This is a genomic window from Planktothricoides raciborskii GIHE-MW2, assembly GCF_040564635.1.
GTDB classification, from domain to species: Bacteria; Cyanobacteriota; Cyanobacteriia; order Cyanobacteriales; family Laspinemataceae; genus Planktothricoides; species Planktothricoides raciborskii.
On the sequence record NZ_CP159837.1, the window covers coordinates 197,173 to 217,591 of the forward strand.

Annotated in this window: 16 protein-coding genes; 7 read left to right on the forward strand and 9 right to left on the reverse strand. The window is 43.1% G+C overall.

Features of this window, described 5'->3' with window-relative positions; all coding sequences use genetic code 11:
* Window positions 1–177: 177 nt before the first annotated feature.
* From ABWT76_RS00715 to ABWT76_RS00725, 3 genes are all read right to left on the reverse strand, one after another.
* Window positions 178–2,184 carry a nitrate ABC transporter ATP-binding protein gene (locus tag ABWT76_RS00715; protein ID WP_190878979.1) on the reverse strand — a complete coding sequence of 669 codons (2,007 nt, stop codon included), beginning with the start codon at window positions 2,182–2,184 and terminating at the stop codon, window positions 178–180.
* A gap of 105 nt (window positions 2,185–2,289) precedes the next feature.
* Window positions 2,290–3,126, reverse strand: coding sequence for a nitrate ABC transporter permease (ntrB, locus tag ABWT76_RS00720; protein ID WP_054467782.1), 837 nt, complete (start codon window positions 3,124–3,126; stop codon window positions 2,290–2,292).
* A gap of 50 nt (window positions 3,127–3,176) precedes the next feature.
* Window positions 3,177–4,526, reverse strand: a complete 1,350-nt coding sequence (locus ABWT76_RS00725) for a CmpA/NrtA family ABC transporter substrate-binding protein (RefSeq protein WP_054467780.1) — start codon at window positions 4,524–4,526, stop codon at window positions 3,177–3,179.
* Between the two features lie 348 nt (window positions 4,527–4,874).
* On the opposite strand from ABWT76_RS00725, the gene ABWT76_RS00730 reads away from it, so the two are divergent.
* The 3 genes from ABWT76_RS00730 to ABWT76_RS00740 all read left to right on the forward strand — a co-directional run bounded on the left by ABWT76_RS00730 (window position 4,875) and on the right by ABWT76_RS00740 (window position 6,423).
* Window positions 4,875–5,099, forward strand: coding sequence for a hypothetical protein (locus tag ABWT76_RS00730; protein ID WP_054467778.1), 225 nt, complete (start codon window positions 4,875–4,877; stop codon window positions 5,097–5,099).
* A gap of 147 nt (window positions 5,100–5,246) precedes the next feature.
* Window positions 5,247–6,170: an AAA family ATPase gene (locus ABWT76_RS00735; protein WP_054467775.1), complete on the forward strand. Its 924-nt coding sequence runs from the start codon at window positions 5,247–5,249 to the stop codon at window positions 6,168–6,170.
* Window positions 6,163–6,423 (forward strand): hypothetical protein, encoded by a 261-nt coding sequence (locus ABWT76_RS00740; protein WP_354635482.1) that lies wholly within the window; start codon window positions 6,163–6,165, stop codon window positions 6,421–6,423. The genes ABWT76_RS00735 and ABWT76_RS00740 overlap by 8 nt, the downstream gene beginning before the upstream one ends.
* Window positions 6,424–6,572: 149 nt before the next feature.
* On the opposite strand, the gene mutL is transcribed toward ABWT76_RS00740, so the two are convergent.
* On the reverse strand, window positions 6,573–8,234 hold the full coding sequence (gene mutL / locus ABWT76_RS00745) for a DNA mismatch repair endonuclease MutL (RefSeq protein WP_054467769.1): 1,662 nt from the start codon (window positions 8,232–8,234) through the stop codon (window positions 6,573–6,575).
* Between the two features lie 284 nt (window positions 8,235–8,518).
* Entirely contained in the window at window positions 8,519–9,067 is a 549-nt protein-coding gene (locus ABWT76_RS00750) for a hypothetical protein (RefSeq protein WP_190878977.1), read from the reverse strand.
* A gap of 373 nt (window positions 9,068–9,440) precedes the next feature.
* Here ABWT76_RS00750 and ABWT76_RS00755 point away from each other — a divergent pair, with 373 nt between their 5' ends.
* Together ABWT76_RS00755 and ABWT76_RS00760 are read left to right on the forward strand one after the other, a co-directional pair.
* Window positions 9,441–10,517 carry a YheT family hydrolase gene (locus ABWT76_RS00755; protein ID WP_375339294.1) on the forward strand — a complete coding sequence of 359 codons (1,077 nt, stop codon included), beginning with the start codon at window positions 9,441–9,443 and terminating at the stop codon, window positions 10,515–10,517.
* A 323-nt stretch (window positions 10,518–10,840) separates the two neighbouring features.
* Window positions 10,841–11,395, forward strand: a complete 555-nt coding sequence (locus tag ABWT76_RS00760) for a glutathione S-transferase family protein (protein ID WP_054467763.1) — start codon at window positions 10,841–10,843, stop codon at window positions 11,393–11,395.
* Window positions 11,396–11,634: 239 nt separating this feature from the next.
* Here the strand turns inward: ABWT76_RS00760 and ABWT76_RS00765 are convergent, their stop codons facing one another.
* From ABWT76_RS00765 to ABWT76_RS00775, 3 genes are all read right to left on the reverse strand, one after another.
* Complete coding sequence (locus ABWT76_RS00765; RefSeq protein ID WP_054467761.1) at window positions 11,635–11,772, reverse strand: photosystem II reaction center protein K; 138 nt, start codon at window positions 11,770–11,772, stop codon at window positions 11,635–11,637.
* Between the two features lie 78 nt (window positions 11,773–11,850).
* Complete coding sequence (tgt, locus tag ABWT76_RS00770; protein WP_231636847.1) at window positions 11,851–13,086, reverse strand: tRNA guanosine(34) transglycosylase Tgt; 1,236 nt, start codon at window positions 13,084–13,086, stop codon at window positions 11,851–11,853.
* 58 nt (window positions 13,087–13,144) lie between these two features.
* On the reverse strand, window positions 13,145–13,597 hold the full coding sequence (locus ABWT76_RS00775) for a hypothetical protein (protein ID WP_054467760.1): 453 nt from the start codon (window positions 13,595–13,597) through the stop codon (window positions 13,145–13,147).
* Window positions 13,598–13,762: 165 nt separating this feature from the next.
* On the opposite strand from ABWT76_RS00775, the gene cobS reads away from it, so the two are divergent.
* Entirely contained in the window at window positions 13,763–14,554 is a 792-nt protein-coding gene (gene cobS, locus ABWT76_RS00780) for an adenosylcobinamide-GDP ribazoletransferase (protein WP_054467758.1), read from the forward strand.
* A 125-nt stretch (window positions 14,555–14,679) separates the two neighbouring features.
* Here cobS and ABWT76_RS00785 read toward each other — a convergent pair whose 3' ends face one another.
* On the reverse strand, window positions 14,680–14,826 hold the full coding sequence (locus ABWT76_RS00785; protein WP_190878973.1) for a hypothetical protein: 147 nt from the start codon (window positions 14,824–14,826) through the stop codon (window positions 14,680–14,682).
* Window positions 14,827–14,968: 142 nt separating this feature from the next.
* On the opposite strand from ABWT76_RS00785, the gene ABWT76_RS00790 reads away from it, so the two are divergent.
* Window positions 14,969–20,395 carry an ATP-binding sensor histidine kinase gene (locus ABWT76_RS00790; protein WP_054467754.1) on the forward strand — a complete coding sequence of 1,809 codons (5,427 nt, stop codon included), beginning with the start codon at window positions 14,969–14,971 and terminating at the stop codon, window positions 20,393–20,395.
* The last annotated feature ends 24 nt before the right edge of the window (window positions 20,396–20,419 follow it).

Consider the following 20,419-nt stretch of genomic DNA (forward strand, 5'->3'; position numbering starts at 1 on the left):
AGACCCCTTTCGGCACACTGGCTCCCCTTAAAAAGGTCGCTTTGCTTTGATTTGATTTTTGGTTCCCCCCTTTTGAAGGGGGGCTAGGGGGGGTCTAGGTTTCTGTGGCATGATTTCCTGAATTTGGTATTATTCCCAGACAATTATCATCCTTGCGCTTTAGGCAAAAACCTACTATCAAGCTGAAAGCGGATCTCTTTCTCTGGTATCGAGAATAATTTCTGCCATCGTAATATTGCGTTTAATCTTCAATTTATTCAGATAATCAAGCGGGTTTTCATCATTAAATTTTACCCCATCAAAGAGATTAATTCCCGTGCGTTTGTACTGAACATCAATCCCTAACTCACGAGCCGCCGTGCTGAATACGTTCACGCGACAAACCCGCTCTAAAATTTCCACCCAATTACGCGGGAAAGGAATATCGCCCCAACGAGCCATTTGGGTCATCATCCACAAATGTTCAGTCCGAATTGGCCGGTTAATTCCGGCTCCGAAAAACTCGTGATGAGCATATTCTCGCATCGGATGATCTAAACTGCAACTCATCTCATTGGGAGTGCCTAAATGAATGTAGTCAATATCGGTACTTAAATATTTGCGAGTGGCTAACAATTTGCGAATTTCTGGATGGTTCTTTTCATCTGCACAATAGGCACAAGCTTCTAATAAAGCTTTGACCAAAGCAATGTGGGTATTCGGATATTTATTCGCCCAATCTTCTCGGACTCCTAAAACTTTACCGGGGTGTCCTTGCCAAATTTCTAAATCAGTGGCCACGGTAAAGCCTGCCCCTTCCATTGCAGCCCGGAAATTCCAAGGTTCACCGACACAGTAGCCGTCAATGGTATTGGCTTTCAAATCCACCACCATTTGAGCCGGGGGAATTGTTTTTAATTCCACATCTCGATCCGGATCAATTCCCCCTTCTGCCAGCCAATATCGCAATAAAATATTGTGCATTGAGGAAGGATGAACCATGCCCAAACGATGTTTTTCATCGCTACTTTTCCGAATGGCTTCTTTTAAATCTTTGGCCGTTTGAATTCCTTGCTGATAGAATTTTTTCGCCAATGTAATCGCATTCCCATTGCGAGTCATGGTCAAGGCTGTCACCACAGGTAAGGGGGTATCTTCATGTCCCGCATTGGTGAACCACATGGGCATTCCTGCGGGCATTTGGGCTGCATCTAAATAGTTTCCGGCAATGCCATCGACAATCCCACGCCAACTGGTTTCTCGGACTAAATTAACTTCCTCTAATCCATGTTTGACAAAAAAGCCTTTTTCTTGGGCAACTACCAAAGGAGCACAAGCGGTGAGGGGGACAAAACCAATCTCTAAGTTGATTTTTTCTAAGCCATGACGGGAGACAACATCAACTTTGCGGGCGCGGATTTTCTTGACTCGTTTTTGTTGATTTAAGAAGTAGATCATTTCACTTCTTAAAATATAGTAGCTGGGGTGATTCACCACTTCCATGCGTTTCCGAGGGCGGGGAATATCTACTTCTAAAATTCCACCGATTTTGGAGGATGGTCCGTTGGTTAACATGACAATGCGATCGGACAGTAATACCGCTTCATCCACATCGTGAGTCACCATGACTGATGTGACTTGGTATTCTTCACAAATTCGCATCAGTTGCTCTTGTAAATTGCCGCGAGTTAAGGCATCTAAGGCGCCGAAAGGTTCATCTAATAGTAACAATTTGGGACGGATGGCTAGGGCACGAGCGATCGCGACTCGTTGTTTCATCCCACCGGATAATTCCTTGGGTAATTTATCTACCGCATGACGTAAACCCACCAAGTCAATATGGTTTTCAATAATTTCCTTTCTTTCACCTTCGGGCAATCCTGCCATGACTTCATTGACAGCGAGGGCAATATTTTGCCGCACCGTTAACCAAGGCAAAAGGGAATAGTTTTGGAAGACGACCATGCGATCGGGGCCGGGTTTTTGAATCCGTTGTCCTTCCAGGGCAACCACTCCATCGGTGGGTAAATCCAAACCCGCAATCATGTTTAACAGGGTTGACTTGCCACAACCAGAGTGACCAATTAAAGAGATAAATTCACCTTTTTTAATCTGTAAATTGATGCCTTTGAGCGCAATATATTGTCCACCATTGCTTAACTCAAATACCTTATCAATTTGATCCACTGCCACAAAGACGCTCATAATTCATTCCCTCATTGATTTTTATTGGATTTTTCTTGGATTATTGAGATGTAGTTGGGTTTGGATTTGGGTTGACCAAACCCAGACAACATGATGGATTCAGGATTATTCCCCAGGGGCGATCACGGTTTGTAACCAAGCCATAAAGCGGTCAAGCATTAAGCCCACTGCACCGATATAAACCAGCGCCAAAATAATGTCGGAAATATAGTTATTTTGGTAAGCATCCCAGATGAAGAAGCCAATGCCCACAATCCCTGACATCACAATTTCGGCGGCGATAATCGCTAACCAAGCTAGACCGATCGCGATCCGTAATCCCGTGAAAATGTAAGGCAAAGCTGACGGAATCAAAATCTTGAAAAAGAACTTTTGAGGAGAAAGCTGTAACACCTGACGAACGTTAATGTAATCCTGGGGAATTTGTTGGACTCCGACGGTAGTGTTAATTAAAATTGGCCAAACAGCGGTAATAAAAATCACGAATAAAGCCGCCGGTTGGTTTTGTTGCAAAGCCGCCAGAGAAAGGGGAACCCAGGCCAAGGGTGGCACGGTTCGCAGGAATTGAAACAAGGGGTCGAGGGCTTTATTTAGAAACGGATTTAAGCCAATCAGAATCCCGGTGCCAATGCCCACAATTGCCGCCATAGAATAACCAATTAAAACCCGTTTTAGACTTTCCAGAGTTTGCCAGAATAATCCTTTATCCAGTCCGCCCCGGTCAAACCAAGGATACATTAAATAAATGCGAGTTCGTTGATTGGTGATGATATCCGACGGGGGGGGCAGTTTGATTAAGCCGACCATCGATACCAGTTGCCAAACAATTAAAAATCCCAGAAATCCCATTAACGGCGGGAGAATATTGTGGGAGTTTTTATTCCAAAAATCCAGAATGGGATTTCCGGTTTTTTGCCGATTGTTTCTCACGATATTTGCCATTGTGTATCCTCCTGTTTTTTTCTGTATTTGCGGTGAAATATTATCAAAGATTAAACTTTCTTGATCGCGAGACTGTCTAAATAAGCCTGGGGATTTTGCGGATCAAAAATCTTGCCATCAAAAAATTGCTCAATCCCTCGCGATGTGCTGGTGGGAATATCAGTGGCCGCGATTCCAGCTTCCGCTGCTGCGGCTTTCCAGATATCTTCTCGATTGACTTTATCAATCAATTGTTGGGCATTTGCTAAAGTTTCCGGTGGTAAGTAACCCCAGCGAACACTTTCCGTTAAAAACCATAAATCATGGCTCTTGTAGGGATAGGAAACACTGCCTTTCTCATCCTTCCAATATTTGGTGGCTTTTTTCGGATCATTGATGGGTGCTAAGTTATCTCCTAATTTATAGTTTCCAGAGAAAGAACCTTGTAAAACTGATGCTGGAACGTTGAAGTAATTGGCCGTCGATAAAATCGCCGCCAGTTCCCCATGATTTTCGGGTCGATCGCACCATTGTTGGGCTTCCATCAGTCCTTTTAATAATGCTTTAGTGGCCTTGGGATGTTGATCCACCCAATCGGCCCGAATTGCCAGGTATTCTTCTGGATGACAAGGCCAAATATCAGCAGTTAATGCGGCCAGAAAACCAATCCCATCTTGGGCAATGCGATCGGGCCAAGGATCGCCGGTACTGAACCCATCCATCGAGCCAGTTTTCATGTTGGCAACGGTTTGGGCTGCCGGAACCACCAGCAAACTCACATCCAAATCAGGATCGATTCCCCCAGCCGCTAACCAATATCTCACCCAAAAATCTTGATTCGCTTTCGGGAAGGTATAGGCTAATTTAAACGGAGTGCCTGCGGTATGTAAATCGATAAAATAATTCTTAGCAAGGCTTAAATCCAAGCCAATATTGTGGCCTTTATGTTTATTGGCGATCGCAATCCCATTGCCCTGAGTATTGAGTTGAGCCAGGACATACATAGGGATTTTGACATTATTTTTGGTAATTAAACCTTCGGAAATTAAATAAGGCATGGGCATTTGCCACTGCCCGCCATCAATGCCTCCCGCTTTGGAGCCAATTTCCACATTATCTCTTGCTGATCCCCAGTTGGCCTGTTTGGAGACTTCCACATCAGTCATCCCATATTTGGCGAAAAAGCCTTTTTGTTTACCCACGATTAATGGGGCGGATTCAACAATTGGCAGATAACCTAATTTAATTCCGGTGATTTCCGGGGTGGTTTCCGGTGTCAAATTAACCGGACTAACTTGTGGGGTAGAGCTACTGCTGCCCGCTGGTTCCGGTGGGTTGCCTAAACAGCCTTTTAATAAGACTGAACCTGCTGCACTGGCGCTGAGTGTGAATAAAAATCTGCGTCGTGAAATTTGACTCATGGTGGTTTCCTCAGATAGATAAGAGCGATTGAATAAGTAAGATAATTCGGCTTAATCAACACGGGGATCAAAGAGACTTCTCAGAGAAAATAAAACAATCAACAGAAATAACCGCTAAAAATGCTCCCGATTAACTATTCCATAAAGTTTTCCTTACGTTGTTGGCATTTATCATAAGGTTAAATCTTTTATTAGTAAAGACGTATTTTCTTATGTTTTTAATAAAAAAAAATTATATAAAGAGCTTTTGGACTTCAAAAGATAGAAAAGACCCAGATTCATAAATTACACACTATATGCAGTGCTATATATTATTAATTGCTCTACATATAGTTAAAGATTTCATATATGTTCATCGGGTCAGGTCAAGCAATAGGAGAAAGTATTGGTTACATCTCTGCAACCTCATTAGAGTTGGCAACGGATAACGGGTGGGCAACGGATGAGTTGCCTGTTTTTGTCACAGGTAAGTTATTCGCTGCCAAATATCTTTCCCCAGCAGTCATCTCATCCGCTGCCAAATCCCCTGCCAAATATTTAATGATGAGTTATTTGGCTGAATTATTTGGCTAAATTTTGGTGAATATTTAGGGATTAAGGAAAAACTGCCGGAAACTAGGCAGATACCCCTGTAATTTCATCATAACCAGGGCTGGAACCAGGGCAGACACTCGTTTTATCTAGGGGCAGAGTTAAATCTGTCGTTGATAGGAGATAATTATGACGAAAAGCTTAAATTTACAACAATTTTTTCAGGCGACCAACCCCGCAAAAACCTTATTTGTGGATAGTATTGAACAAGACCAAAAGTATTATATTGATTTTTCCTCTGTGCGCGGCGGTCAGATTATTGATGAGTTGAAGGATAATATTGCTCTATGGTCGCCGGATGAAGCCACTTGTCAATTGTTTACGGGTCATATTGGTTGCGGTAAGTCCACGGAGTTGTTGCGGTTGAAACAACAGTTGGAAGCAGAGGATTTTCATGTGGTATATTTTGAGTCTTCTCAAGATTTGGAAATGGGAGATGTGGATGTAGGGGATATTTTATTGGCGATCGCCCATCGGATTACCGAAAGTCTCGATCGCTTGCAACTGAACAAATCTACAAAAATGCAAAGTCTCCTCCAAGGGGCTGCAAAACTGTTGCAAACGGAAATTGAAATTTCTGGAGAATGGACAACCCCATTTGGTAAAATTAGTGCCAATACAGACGGGCAAGTTTCTTTAGATATGGGAATTGATAAAATTTCTGCCAAAGCGAAAGCATCTCCCGAATCTCGCAGTAAATTAAGAGACTATTTGGAACCGCGAACCAATAGCAGTTTAGAAGCAATTAATAGTGAACTAATCGAACCAGCGATCGCCAAATTACAGCAGCATGAAAAGCGAGGCTTAGTCGTAATTGTCGATAGCTTAGATAAACTACATAATTCTCGCAAACCTGGTCAAAGTCCCCAGCATGAATATTTGTTTGTGGAACGGGCTGAACAACTGCGAAGCCTTCATTGTCATGTAATTTATACTATGCCTTTGGGTTTGCGATTTTGCAATGTTTTTGCTAATCTATGCGCCAAGTTTATGTATGAACCGAAGGTGTTGCCAATGGTGCCGACTCAAACACGCGATTTGATTTTTGCTTAAAGAAGGGCAAACCCTAGCCAAAGAAGAGAAGTTAGCGGAGGCTATAGATAAATTTAAGCAAGTAGAAAATCTCGGCGGTTCGTTAGACATCGACCCAGAAGTAGGAAAATTAGTTGTGGATTTTTTGCTTGAACAAGGAGATACCCTAGGCAAAGAAGGTGAGTTAAAAGAGTCTTTACAAAATTACAATTTAGCCAAAAAAATAAATCCTGAATTGCCTGCTTTTGACGCGGATGCTTGGGCGCAAGGTTGAGATCCAAATCATAATTAAACATAAAGATACACAAAACATAATTTATTTAATTAACTATGTTTTTTTTTGTTTTTGTGCTGAATAAATTTATAGCTAATTGGGTTTGCTTAATTAATTTAAAGATGATTTACTTAAAAAGTAATAATTTATTAAATTCCATGACTTTTGCCAATCACCCAATGGCGTCGGAAAAATCGAGCTAAGTCGGTTTCTTCTAAGGATAAATAAATCGGTCTGCCGTGAGGACAAGTGCGGGGATTTTGCGTGCGTTGCCATTGATCTAAAATCGATTGCATTTCTGATAAACTTAGCGGCGTACCGTTTCTAATGGCGCTACGGCAAGCGGTGGCAACTTGGGCAGTTTGTAAGTCTCCCCCTAAACTTAATTCCCACAAAGCATCCGCACAATCATCCCGTTTTGCCAGCATTTCTGGGGCATTGCGGACTGCCCACAGTTCGTTGCCAAATTCGCTGACATCTAATCCTAACCTTTCCATTTGTTCTCGTTGGGCAATGGTTAAATTGCTGAGAATTATCGGCGGTTCTAATGGGACTAATTCCCAGCGATCGCGCAACTGTTCATATATAATTCTTTCATGGGCAATATGTTGTTCTACTAACCAAACGCCGTTGGGATGTTCTGCTACAATATAGGTATTTCTGAGTTGAGCAACGGCGGTTAATGGTATTAAGTTGCTGCTAGGTTCCGGGCGGTCTTCCATGTTAATTTTTCGACTAAGTTCATAGCCACCTTTATTTTCTGAGTTCGTCAATAATTGGCTGACTCGCTGTTGATTGGCCGGACTGTCGGTGATATTCAACCGCAATGCTTGCCCGATCGCGCTATTAAGTTGTTGCTGCCACCAAGCAATATTTTGTAAGTAAATCTCAGACTTACTCGGTTGTCGATTCCAATCAATTTGCTTTGGATTTAGTTGCAAGTCCACAAAACAAATCGGATAGCGATTTCTGGGTAAGGTTCGCCCAAAAGCACTAATAATTGCTTGTTCTAATTCCGGCGATCGCACCATACGATGATTGACTGCCACCTTCACCCAATCCGGTTTACGGCGTGAAGCGCGATCGGGCAAGCCCAAAACCACCTGAATCCGTTGTTCAGCGGTAATCACCACCGTCACATATTGCAAATCACTCACCACCACCCCGCGCACTAACTGGGGCAAAATCTCCTGGGCGGTGGTTCCCGGATGAATGGCAAACCAGGGGCGATTATTTTTATTCACCTGCCAGCTTACCTGGGGATGACACAGGGCAATGTGTTCAATGGTTTGTTGTACCGCCCGCAACTGTTGGGCGATCGGCGGCAGTCCCTGTCGCCGGGCTTGCCAGCAACCAAACAAGTCAGAAACCGTGACAATGGTTCCCGGGGCGATCGCCACAGGTTCAATTTGCATCGGTTCTCCTTGTTCCGTGTAAACCAGACGCCATGCTTCCGCTGACTCTTGGCAACGACTTCTGATTTCTAGTCGGGATAATTGAGCCAAACTATGCAGGGCTTCCCCGCGAAATCCCAAACTGTTAATTTTCCACAAATCCTCGCGATCGCGGATTTTGCTGGTACTGTGGGGGGTCGCACAACGTTGTAAGTTCGCCAAATCCATCCCCGCGCCATTATCCGTCACCCGGATCCGCCAGGACTCCGGCCAAATGGACACGGTAATTCGACTCGCCCCAGCATCTAGGGCATTCTCCACTAACTCTCGCAACACAGCAGCGATCGAATCGATCACCTCACCGGCAGCGATCAGGTTAACAACTTCTGGGGGTAGGGTTTGGATCGTAGGAGTCATAAGTAGGGGGTAGGGGGGCAGAGGGGGGCGCCCCGCCGTCGGCGGGGGAGCGGGGGAGCAGAGGGGAGAGTGAATAGTGAAAGGGAGGATGCATAGGAAAGAGGATGCATAGGAAAGAGGAAAGAGGATGCATAGGAAAGAGGAAAGATATTCTCTCCTCTCTTTTCTCTCCTCTCTTTTCTCTCTTGGCCATTCGCCCCTACGACTTTCCCCAACAACCAACAACCAACAAACAACAAACAACAAACAACAAACAACAAACAACAACCAACAATCAACAATCACTACAAAATACTAGACCTAACTTGGTAAATTGCCAATAAATCATTTTTAATATCCACCCAAACTTCTAAGGATTTCAAATAAGCTTTTGTCGCGGCAATTTGCTGGGATAAATCATAATATTCTTGCTGAGATTTGGCTGAATTAAGCTGTAAATGGGTTTCTAACTCCCAGACAAATAACTGAGCTTGGACAGGTTCAATATTTTTCGTGTCCAACAAGCCACTAATGAGATAATCCATCCATAAATATACTTGTTCCGGGTTGAGTTTACCCGATCGCGTTTGAATCATGGCAATAACATCACTCACTGGTCGAAAATCCCGGTTTTCCAATCTTTGTTTAATCTGGCGGTTTTCGGCGGCCAATTTTTCCTGACATTGCCGTTTAAACTCTGGTTTTTTTTTCACTTGATCGGTATCTGCCTTAATTTGCTGAATTTGCTGCTTAATGGCATCTATTCTTGTTTTTGCGGCGGATTTGCCCTGATTTGGAGGCGAATCTTGCCCTTGTTGTTGCCAATACTTTTCGCGTCGTTTTGCTTCTCCCATGATTTTAATTATCCTATGCTACTACAATAACGATCATACCTAATTATGTCAAATTTTACTTTTTATTCAAAAAAATATTTTATCAAAAAAAAGTAAATTATTTTTATTGATAAACAAACAACAATAACGTATTTTTATGTTATTAATTAACCTTGGGTAGATTAATCGATTTTTTTGTTTGACGAATCCGGGCTAATCATGTCTAGGTTTTAAACATCCTAGGCATGGTGAATACTAACCATAAATTATCCAGATAGAAATATTTGTTAACTTTTGTTACAGTGGTATGCAGTCAAACAAAAAAACGCTTTTTTACTGATTTATGGTTTATCCGGCTTATACCCCCCCTTGGTTTCTCAAGAACGGACTGTTAATGACACTATATAGCTTTTTTTACGCCAGTCAAGTGTGGGAAAAGTTTACCGTTGACCCTCAACCCCCTTATGAAGAAAAAATTTTTATGGGTGCAGAGGATGTGCCCATTTTTGGCTGGGTAGCTATTCCCGAAAACCCACGGGGGACGATCGTTGGTACTTACGGTATTACGGGAAATTTAGAAGACCAATGGTTTTTGCAAGTGCTGGGACGTAAGGCATTTGCCCGGGGATATGCGGTGGTTTTATTTGATTGGAGAGCCCACGGCAAAACTGCCGAACTTTCCCCAACTTTAACGTCCGATGGTTTATATGAAGGCGAAGATTTTGTCAGAATTGCCGCCCAAGCTAAGGCAATTGGTTGTCCCGGAAAGTTTTGGTTTACGGGCTATTCTTTGGGTGGACATTTGGCACTTTGGGGTCTGAAAGCAGGGCAATTTTTGTCAAAAGCAGCGCGAAATTTGGGACTGCGATCGCGTGATATTGGGGGTGGGGCGGTGATTTGCCCTAATTTAGATTCTAATCGTTCTCTTGCTTATTTAGTTAATCACCCTTTGGGGCGATATTTAGAACAAGAAGTTGCCAAAAATTTGAAAACAATGGCCTGGGAAATTTACGGTTATCATCCTAATGATATAGATCCGGCAGCAATTGAACGGGCTAATAGTATTTGGGGCTTTGATCGCGAATTGGTGATTCCCCGTTTAGGGTTTAATTCCGTTGAGGAGTATTATGATGCTAGTTGTCCTTTGGTTCACGTTTTACCGGAGTTAAATAAGCCCACGTTAATTATTTACGCGGAAGATGATCCGATGTTTTATCCCGGTTTAGTTTCCGAGTTAAAGGCTATTTCAGAGAAAAATTCAGCGATTGATTTAATTTCTACGGAATTTGGCGGTCATTTGGGATATTTTAGTAGTAAAAATTGCCAAAAACAAGCCGGTGATGTTGACCATTGGTGGGCTTGGAATCGGATGTTAGATTGGTGCGATTCGCGTAGCGATCCCTCTGGGAATCGCCAAACTTTGACTATTCCCGAAAAGTCATCGGAGTTGGTGGCTATGCAGGGGCGATAGTCTCGGCATAATATCCCTAATATTGCTTAATATTGCTTAATCTTGAGATAGATTAGCAGCGATATTAGCAGCGATATATTTATCGTGGGGTAAGGGCAAACCATTCGCGGCGTAAATTCTGCGAGAATACGATATGTTTAGCGCAGGTTAAGGGCGAAGCATTCGCGGCGTAAATTCTCCTAAAAATCAATATATTATATGCGCGAATGCTTCGCCCCTACAGTGATTTTGGTTAATTGTAGCTATGATAGCGGCGTCAAAAATAACCATGATGCGTCATTCCTATATAATTATCTAGATTCCATTAGATTGTTTTCCAGCTTATGTTAAAGCTATATGGCGGTGCTCGCAGTCGGGCTTCAATTGTGCAGTGGTATCTAGAGGAACTTGGGGTTCCTTATGAATTTGTGCTGCTGGATATGCAAGCAAAAGAACATTTGCAACCAGAGTATTTGGCGATTAATCCCATTGGCAAAGTCCCCGCGATCGTAGATGGAGACTTTAAACTCTGGGAGTCTGGGGCAATTTTATTGTATTTAGCCCAAAAATACGGCAATCTGTCCACCCCAGAAGATTTGGCCGTGATGAACCAGTGGATCTCTTTTGCTAATGCCACTTTCGGCCCTGGGGTGTTTGTGGAAGCCAGCCGCGATCGCGAACTGCCCCGGTTAATGAGTGGCCTCAACCAAATCTTTGAAACACAGCAGTTTTTGGTTGGGGATGACTTTACCGTAGCAGATGTGGCCGTGGGCGCTATGTTAGCCTACACCCTTATGATGATTAAACCAGACTTAAGCCCATATCCCGCCGTCCTCGCTTATGTTGGCCGGATCCAGCAACGGTCTGGGTTCCAGAAGACAATCGGCAATCGCGGTTAATCTCTGACACTTATATATTCATTTCAATTGCGATTGAGACGAAACATCAGGGGCGCAAGCCGCCGCGCCCCTACATAATCTGCTGATTTGCTTCTTTGGGCGCGGCGGCTTGCGCCCCTACATAATTGTACTAATTTTAATTGAAATAGCTATATATAGACGTAGCCGCACATATATAGACGACAAAAAAAGGGTGCCTATTTTTAGGCACCCCGATCGATATTAAACAGACTAGGAATTTATTTGAAACCAACGGCGGCTTGCCAAACGAAAGCCAGCAAGAGGAAAAATACGGGGATAATCGGTAATACATCAACCAGTGGGTCAAAGATTTGATACGCTTCTGGCAGTTTCGCCAACAGCATTGCTGCTTCCATTTAGATACCTACCTCTTGAACAAGATTTTAATAATTGAGATAGATTTTAACATGATGTTGCCCGTTTCTCCGTTTCCGTCATTTCAGCCAATGACCAAATTCCTCGACAAAGCGATCGCCTATAATCGCTTCCCGAATGCGTCGAGTAAAGCGCATCAGTTCGGTGATGTTATGGATCGACAGCAGAGTTAAACCCAGCACTTCCCGCGATCGCCACAAATGACCCAAATAAGCGCGGCTAAAATTTTGGCAAGTATAACAAGGACAGGTTTCATCGAGGGGAGTGAAATCTTCCCGAAACTGAGCATTTTTAATATTCCAACGCTCACCGCGTACCATCACCGCGCCATGTCGAGCCCAGCGGGTGGGAATTACGCAGTCAAACAAATCCACCCCAGAGGCGATCGCCCTAGCCATTTCCTGATAAGTCCCCACCCCCATCAGATAACGGGGTTTCTCCTCCGGCAAATGGGGCGCCGTCACCTGCACAATCTGAGTAATTAAATCAGCGGGTTCTCCCACACTCACCCCACCAATGGCATATCCGGGTAAATCCAACTCACGCAAAGATTCTGCCGCTTGTTGGCGCAAATCCGCATAAATACCCCCTTGAACAATGCCAAACAACGCTTGATCTGAGCGCTTGTGGGCGGTGATGCAGCGTTCTAACCAGCGATAAGTTCGCCCCATAGCTAACTCCACCGCTTCCCTAGTAGCAGGATAGGGAGGACATTCATCAAACGCCATAATCACATCAGCCCCCAAAGCATTTTGAATTTGAATCGAACGCTCAGGGGTTAAATGGATCATCCTTCCATCCCTGGGGGACTTGAAAGTGACACCTTCTTCATTAATTGTTCTAAACTGACTTAAACTAAACACTTGAAACCCACCAGAGTCGGTGAGAATTGGGCCATCCCACACCATAAAACGGTGCAAACCACCGGCTTGTTCAACGATTTTTTCCCCGGGTTGCAGGTGCAAATGATAAGTATTAGCTAAAATCATTTGAGCGCCGGTATCAACTAATTGATCCGGGGTCAATGTTTTTACCGTAGCTAATGTCCCCACAGGCATAAAACAAGGAGTTTCAACGCAGCCATGAGGTGTGTAAAAGACTCCAGCCCTTGCTTGAGTCTGGCCGCAGCAAGCTTGACGTTGAAATGTAAAGTTATTGGCTAAATTATTGGCTAAATTATTGGCTAAATTATTGGCTAAATTATTGGCTAAATTATTGCCTAAATTATTGCCTAAATTATTGCCCAAATTATTGCCTAAATTATTGCCCAAATCTTCGCGTAAATCTTCGCCCACAATAATTGTCTCATTGAAATACAGTCACGAAACAATCAATTATAGCCGATACTTGGGCTTAAAATGGCAAAAATTCATCATCATCTTGTTCGGCATCCAGCTTGGCTGTGAGCAGTTCCGCTACCATTGTTTCCAGGTCTAGGTTATCTTCAGCCCTAGAGCATTCTTGTTTCAGGGGGTTGGATAAAGGAGTCAGGCGCAGCAGCAGTCCCTCTTGCACCAAATCAAAATAAGCTTCCGCCTTAGCAGACTGTTTTAGTTCCAAATAATCAAAACTATAAACATTGATATACACCGCATGATTGGCGATTAAGGTCGATCGCTGCGGGTCGGCAAACACATCCAGGATATATCCTTCTCCTTGACTTTTTAGTTCGCCATCTTGCCAATGAATATATTGGACATGAGTCAAGTCCGACAAAAGTCTGATGATATCCTGCTTGTTAACTAAGATGCCAGTGTCGATTAAACACGGTGCAGGCACCGTATCATTGGATCGGTTGTAAATCATGGATATATTACCTATTAATCTTCAACAAGATTTCCGGTGGCGCATTTAAGGACAGTTTACAGGCTGCCTGCGCGTCATCGTCTGCATAGTCTTCTCGATAGATACAATTCTGGCATAAACGAGAATTTTAGACATCAGTAAAATAGCTGATCGAGCATAATTTATATGAAAGATTATCCACAAATAGCTAAAACCCTTGAATTCGTGCGTCATCAAGGCTCAATTGTGGCGGCGGCGATCGCCTTTTATACTTGCTTACCCGTCCCCATGTCCTGGACTCTCGAATTTCGCGGCATTGCCCGGTTTGCCCCTTTAATCGGCGTGGCGATCGGGGCGATCGTTGGCCTACTTGACGCCTGGTTGCAATTATTAGAAATGCCCGTATTAACACGGAGTGCTTTAGTAGTTATCTGTTGGATTTGGATTACGGGAGGTTTACATTTAGATGGGGTGATGGATATGGCTGATGGCTTGGCGGTGTCTGACCCCAAACGACGCCTGGAAGTGATGGCCGATAGTCTGACTGGGGCTTTTGGGGTGATGGCCGCGATCGCCGTTGTCCTCTTAAAAACCGCCGCCCTCTCCGAATTGTCAGAATATCGGGGTCTCGCAATTATGGCCGCTGCCGGTTGGGGTCGTTGGGGGCAACTGGTCGCCATTGTTCGCTACCCCTACATCAAAGCCACCGGCAAAGGCGCCATTCACAAAGAAGAAATTTATCGCCCCATCGATTTGCTGCCCGGATTTTTGCTCCTGCTAAGTTTAAGCCTCGTGCAACTCATGGTCGATCCGAGCCACTGGATCCTGGCGATCGGTATGGCTATGGGCGGCAGTGCGATCGCCATCCTCAAAGGCGCCTGGATTAACCATAAAATTGGCGGTCACACCGGAGACACCTACGGCGCCGTAGTCGAATGGACTGAAGCCCTACTACTTTGTGTCTTGACCAGCTTATAAACTTGGGGTGTGGGGTGTAGGGTGTGGGGTGTGGGGAAGAGTGAATAGTGAATAGTGAATAGTGAATAGTGAATAGTCAATAGTGACAATTCTTTTGTACGGACGTCCTTGCGGAGGCCATGCCGTCAGGCTATATGGCCATTCGCCCCTACGACTTTTGTACGGGCGAATGGCCAGAAAGCCCCTACGACTTTTAACTTCTCCCCCGCACCGGAAGCCCCGGAAGCCCCGGAAGCCCCGGAAGCCCCGGAAGCCCCACCACATACCGTCACTCAAAAAATTGCTGTACAATTACTTCTAATAGGTAAACTGGTTATTAATCTCCTTATTGGGTTGCATCTAACGGACGCAAACAAATCGTAACTTAAACCTAACTTAGACCTAACTAATCTTTCTCCAATGGAGAATAAAACGATGATAAACATTCCTGGATACCAAATTCTTGCTCGCATTTATGAAAGCGCAAACTCATTAGTCTATCGAGGGCGTCGGCAAGAAGACAATCAACCTGTGATTGTTAAAGTTCTTAAGCAAGAATACCCCACAGAAGAACAGGTACAGCGATATCAACAAGAATATGAAATTATTCGCCAACTGAATCTTGAGGGAATTGTTCGCGCCTACGAGTTACAACAATATCAAAATCAATGGGTAATGATTCTGGAAGATTTTGGTGGAGAATCTTTAAGAATTTTAATGGAATCCCAACAATTGACCTTAGTCGGTTTTCTCACCTTAGCTATTAAAATTATTAAAAATCTAGGTATAATTCACGCCAAAAACATTATTCATAAAGATATAAATCCCGCTAATATTGTCTTAAATCCCGTCACGGGACAAGTCAAAATTATTGACTTTACCATCGCCACCACGGTAAACCACGAAATTCACCCCACAAAAAAATCGGCTTTAGAAGGAACATTTGCTTATATTTCTCCCGAACAAACAGGTCGAATTAACTCTCTGATTGACTATCGCACGGACTTTTATTCCCTGGGAGTAACTTTATATGAACTCCTCACCAAAACCCTGCCTTTTGATGCCACGGATCCAATGGAATTAATCCATTGTCATTTGGCGAAAGAACCCATCCCTCCCCACGCTAAAAAACCGGAAATTCCGGAAATTATTTCAGAAATTATTCTCAAATTACTAGCCAAAACTCCTGAAGACCGATATCAAAGTGCTTGGGGTTTACAAGCAGACTTAGAAAATTGTTTAACCCAACTCCAAGAAACGGGAAAAATTGCGCCATTTAAATTGGGCAGTGAAGATATTTCTGATCGCTTTAAAATTCCCGAAAAACTTTATGGCCGCGACCAAGATATTGCCGACTTACTCGCCGCATTTAAACGAGTGAGTCAGGGGGCGACAGAAATGATTTTAGTGGCCGGATATTCAGGAATTGGCAAGTCTGCCTTAATTCGGGAAATTCATCAGCCCGTTGTTCAATTAGGCGGATATTTTATTTCCGGGAAATTTGATCAATTCCAGCGCGGCACTCCTTACTCGGCAGTAGTATCAGCTTTTTCTGAGTTGGTCAGCTTGTTGTTAAGTCAAAGCGAGGAAGTCCTGGAAAAATGGCGAGAAAAACTCTTAGGGGTATTGGGAAATAATGCTCAAATTATTATTGATGTAATTCCCGAAATTGAGTTTATTATCGGCCCACAGCCTGCGGTGCCAGTTCTCAAACCCGCCGAAGCCCAAAATCGCTTTAATTTAGTGTTTCAAAACTTTATTCATGTCTTTTGCTCAAAAGAGCATCCCTTGGTAATTTTTTGGGATGATTTACAATGGGCTGACTCCGCGAGTTTGAAGTTAATTAAGCTGATGATGAGCGACGATCGCACCAAATATCTCTGCTTGATTGGGGCCTATCGGGATAATGAAGTCAGTTCGACTCATCCTTTAATGATGACTATTGATATGTTGCGTCACGAACAGGCGATCATTATTCAGCATCATTTATCTCCCTTAAACCTAGAACAAATTACTCAATTCATTGCAGACACTTTACATAAACAGCCTGAATTACTCGAATCTTTAGCCCAGTTGGTCTTACGCAAAACCCAGGGCAACCCATTTTTTGTGGCGGAATTCCTCAAAACCTTATATCAAGAAAAATTGCTCACCTTTAAACCTCTTTACGCCGACGATAAAGGGGGTTGGCAATGGAATATCCGGGAAATTGAAGCGGTGGGAATTACGGATAATGTAGTGGAGTTAATGATTCAAAAACTCCAAAAACTGCCTGAAGGTACTCAACAAGTTTTACGCCTGGGGGCTTGTCTAGGCAACCAATTTGATTTAAACACCATATCTTTAATTCATGGCAAAGAAGCCGTGGGGACTTTCCATGACCTTTGGCCTGGGATTAAAGAAGATTTAATTCAGCCAATTTCTGATTTACAGTTTACTCAAGAACAACTGTTTAATTTTCCTTTGTTAGTGCTCAATTATCAGTTTTTGCACGACCGGGTGCAGCAAGCGGCTTATGCCTTAATTGATGATTCCCAGAAAAAAGCGGTGCATCTACAAATTGGCCGAATGTTTTTGATGAATACTCCCGTAGAATATCGCCTCGATCGCGCCTTTGAACTGGTGGATCATCTGAATGTGGGTCGCGAGTTAATCACCGCAACAGAGGAAAAACTGGAATTAGCGGCTTTAAATTTAACAGCGGCGAAAAAAGCCAAAGATGCCACCGCTTACCAAGCGGCAAAAGATTACTTAAGTGCCGGGGTTGAGTTATTGCCAGGAAATACCTGGCACGAACACTATGATTTAACTTTTGCTTTATATAAGAACTTAGCAGAAATTGAGTATTTAAGCGGGGATTTTATCACATCAGAACACTATATTAACCAAACCTTAGCCCAAGCTAAGTCAGTGATGGAAAAGGCTGAGGTATATAATCTCCTAGTGGTACAATACAGCTTACAGGCTAAGTATCAACAAGCGGTAGATGCGGGGATAGAAGCCCTGAAATTGTTGGGGGTGGAACTGCCTCAAGAGAATTTTCCAGAGGCGATCGCCGCTGAATTTGCCGCCGCCAAACAACAGTGGGAAAATCGGCAAATTAGCTCGATTCTCCATGAACCAGAAATGACCAGTACAGAGAAAAAAATTGCCTTAAAAGTATTAACAAATTTGGGCGCACCAACCTATTTAACTAACCTGCAACTCTGGACAATTATTTTTGTCCGAGGAGTGAATATATCCCTAGCTTATGGCAGCACCCCAGAATCTTGTATCTGTCTGACCAACTATGGCATTATGCTCGTTTCTGTGTTTGGAGATTATCAATCGGCATACCAGTTTGGTCAACTTGCTATGGGCTTAATTGATAAATGGGATGCGCGAGATTTAAAATGTAAAGCAGCGACAGGGTTAGCCAATAGTGTCTTGTATTGGTTTAATCATATTAAAGAGTGTAATTTGATGAACTATGAAGCCTATCAAGCTGCCCTAGAATGTGGGGACTTAGAATATGCTGGCTATGCCCTACATAATACCGCCTGCAATGCGTTTTTTCAAGGAAAAAATCTCAATCATTTGCTGGCAGAAGTTCCCCGGTATTTAGAACTGACGAAAAAGACCCAAAATCAGCTATCTACCGATTTACTCCAAGGACTGGATCTATGTTTGTGGAATCTAACCAAACTGACTCCAGAGTTCTTATCCTTTGCCACCAATCAACTGAATGAAGCTGACTACATAGCCACTTGTGAGGCGCATCAAAATATTTATGCTCTCTGTATTTATCAGATTAGAAAATTACAAATTTTCTACCTTTATGGCGATTTAAATGCTGCCTGGGATTGCGCCAATTCTATCGAACCATTGCTACCTTATGTTCAGGGACTATTACCCTTCGCTGATTATACGTTTTACTCGGCGATGACTTGGGCTGGTTTGTATTGCCAATTATCCCCAAATGATCGGCCAGAATATTTAGCCAAGTTACAAGACGCTTTGGCAAATCTACAACTGTGGCAAACCAATTGTGCCGAAAATTTCCAGCATCAATATTTGCTGTTGCAAGCCGAAATATATCGGATTACCGCCAAACACCTGGAGGCGATCGCAGCTTACGATAGCGCGATTAAATCTGCCCAAGAAAATGAGTTTATTCAACATCAAGCTTTAGCCAACGAATTGGCAGCGAAATTCTGGTTAAATCAGGGATATAAAAAATATGCTCAAAGTCATTTAGTTGAAGCTTACTATGGTTATCAACGTTGGGGGGCAAAACGTAAAGTTGAACAGTTAGAACAAACTTATCCCCAGTTACCCAGTTTAACTCAAGTGGATAATCCTTTTAGTCCCTTGGTGACAACGGCGACTTTTACCTCTGGGAGTCGGGGTTCGGGAATTTTAGATTTAGCTTCAGTGATTAAAGCTTATCAAGCGATTTCTAGTGAAATTGTCTTAGATAAGTTATTGGCGAATTTAATGAAAATTTTGATTGAAAACGCGGGAGCACAAAAAGGCTGTTTGATTTTACATTCCCCCACAGAAGCAAGTCAAGTCAAATTTGCGATCGCCGTTGAAGCTTCCATTAGCCACGAAGAAGTCATCCTCGAAAATTATCCGACTAAATTATCACATATGCGGCGGATTTCCGAAGATACTTTACCGATCGCTGTAATCAACTACGTCGATCGCACTCGTTCTGATGTAGTCTTAAGCAATGCGGTCAAAGACAACCGATTTGCCACTGACAATTATATCATGGAGCATCAGATCAAATCTCTCCTCTGCACGCCGATTGTTAATGCTGGTCAATTGTTGGCGATTCTTTATTTAGAAAATAACTTAACTTCTGGGGCGTTTACTGCCGATCGCTTAGAACTTTTGCGACTGCTGTCTTCCCAAGCAGCGATTTCTTTGGAGAATGCTTTGTTATATGCTTCCGTAGAACAAAAAGTTCGGGAACGCACTCAAGAACTCAATGAAAAAAATCTCCACCTCAAAGAAACTCTGACTGAGTTGAGAAAAACCCAAGCCCACCTGATTCAAAGTGAAAAAATGTCCAGCCTGGGGCAATTAGTCGCGGGAGTTGCCCACGAAATTAATAACCCAGTTAACTTTATTTACGGCAATCTTAATCCCACCCAAGAATATGTTGAAAATTTATTAAATTTAATCTCTCTTTATGAGGAACATTATCCCGAACCAGTACCAGAAATTGCCGATGAAATCGAGGCAATAGATTTAGAGTTTATCCGAGAGGATTTACAGAAGATTATCACGTCGATGAAAATTGGCGCTGAACGCATCCGGCAAATCGTCTTATCCCTGCGGAATTTCTCCCGCTTAGATGAAGCTGAGATGAAACCCGTAAATATTCACGAAGGCATCGAGTCTACTTTAATGATTTTACGACCTTTGTTGAAAGGAAAACCGGGCAGCTTTGAGGAAATTCAGGTAGGGAAAGAATATGGACAATTGCCCAAAGTTTCCTGTTACCCATCTCAGCTTAATCAGGTGTTTATGAATATACTAAGTAATGCTTGTGATGCGTTGAGAATGAATCCCGGCCAAAATCAATCTGACTATATCCCGACGATTAGAATTCGCACAGAGGTGACAGATACCAACTTGGTGACAATTAGAATTGCTGATAATGGCAGTGGGATAGACAACAAAATCGTCAAAAAAATCTTCGATCCCTTTTTTACCACGAAACCCGTTGGGTCTGGGACGGGTTTAGGTCTGTCTATTAGTTATCAGATTATCGTGGAAGCACACCGAGGTAAAATTAACTGTGATTCGACTCTCGGCAAAGGCACAGAGTTTATCATAGAAATTCCTATTGCCCATAAAAAAGGAATTTAGAATCATGGATATTGCATTTATGAT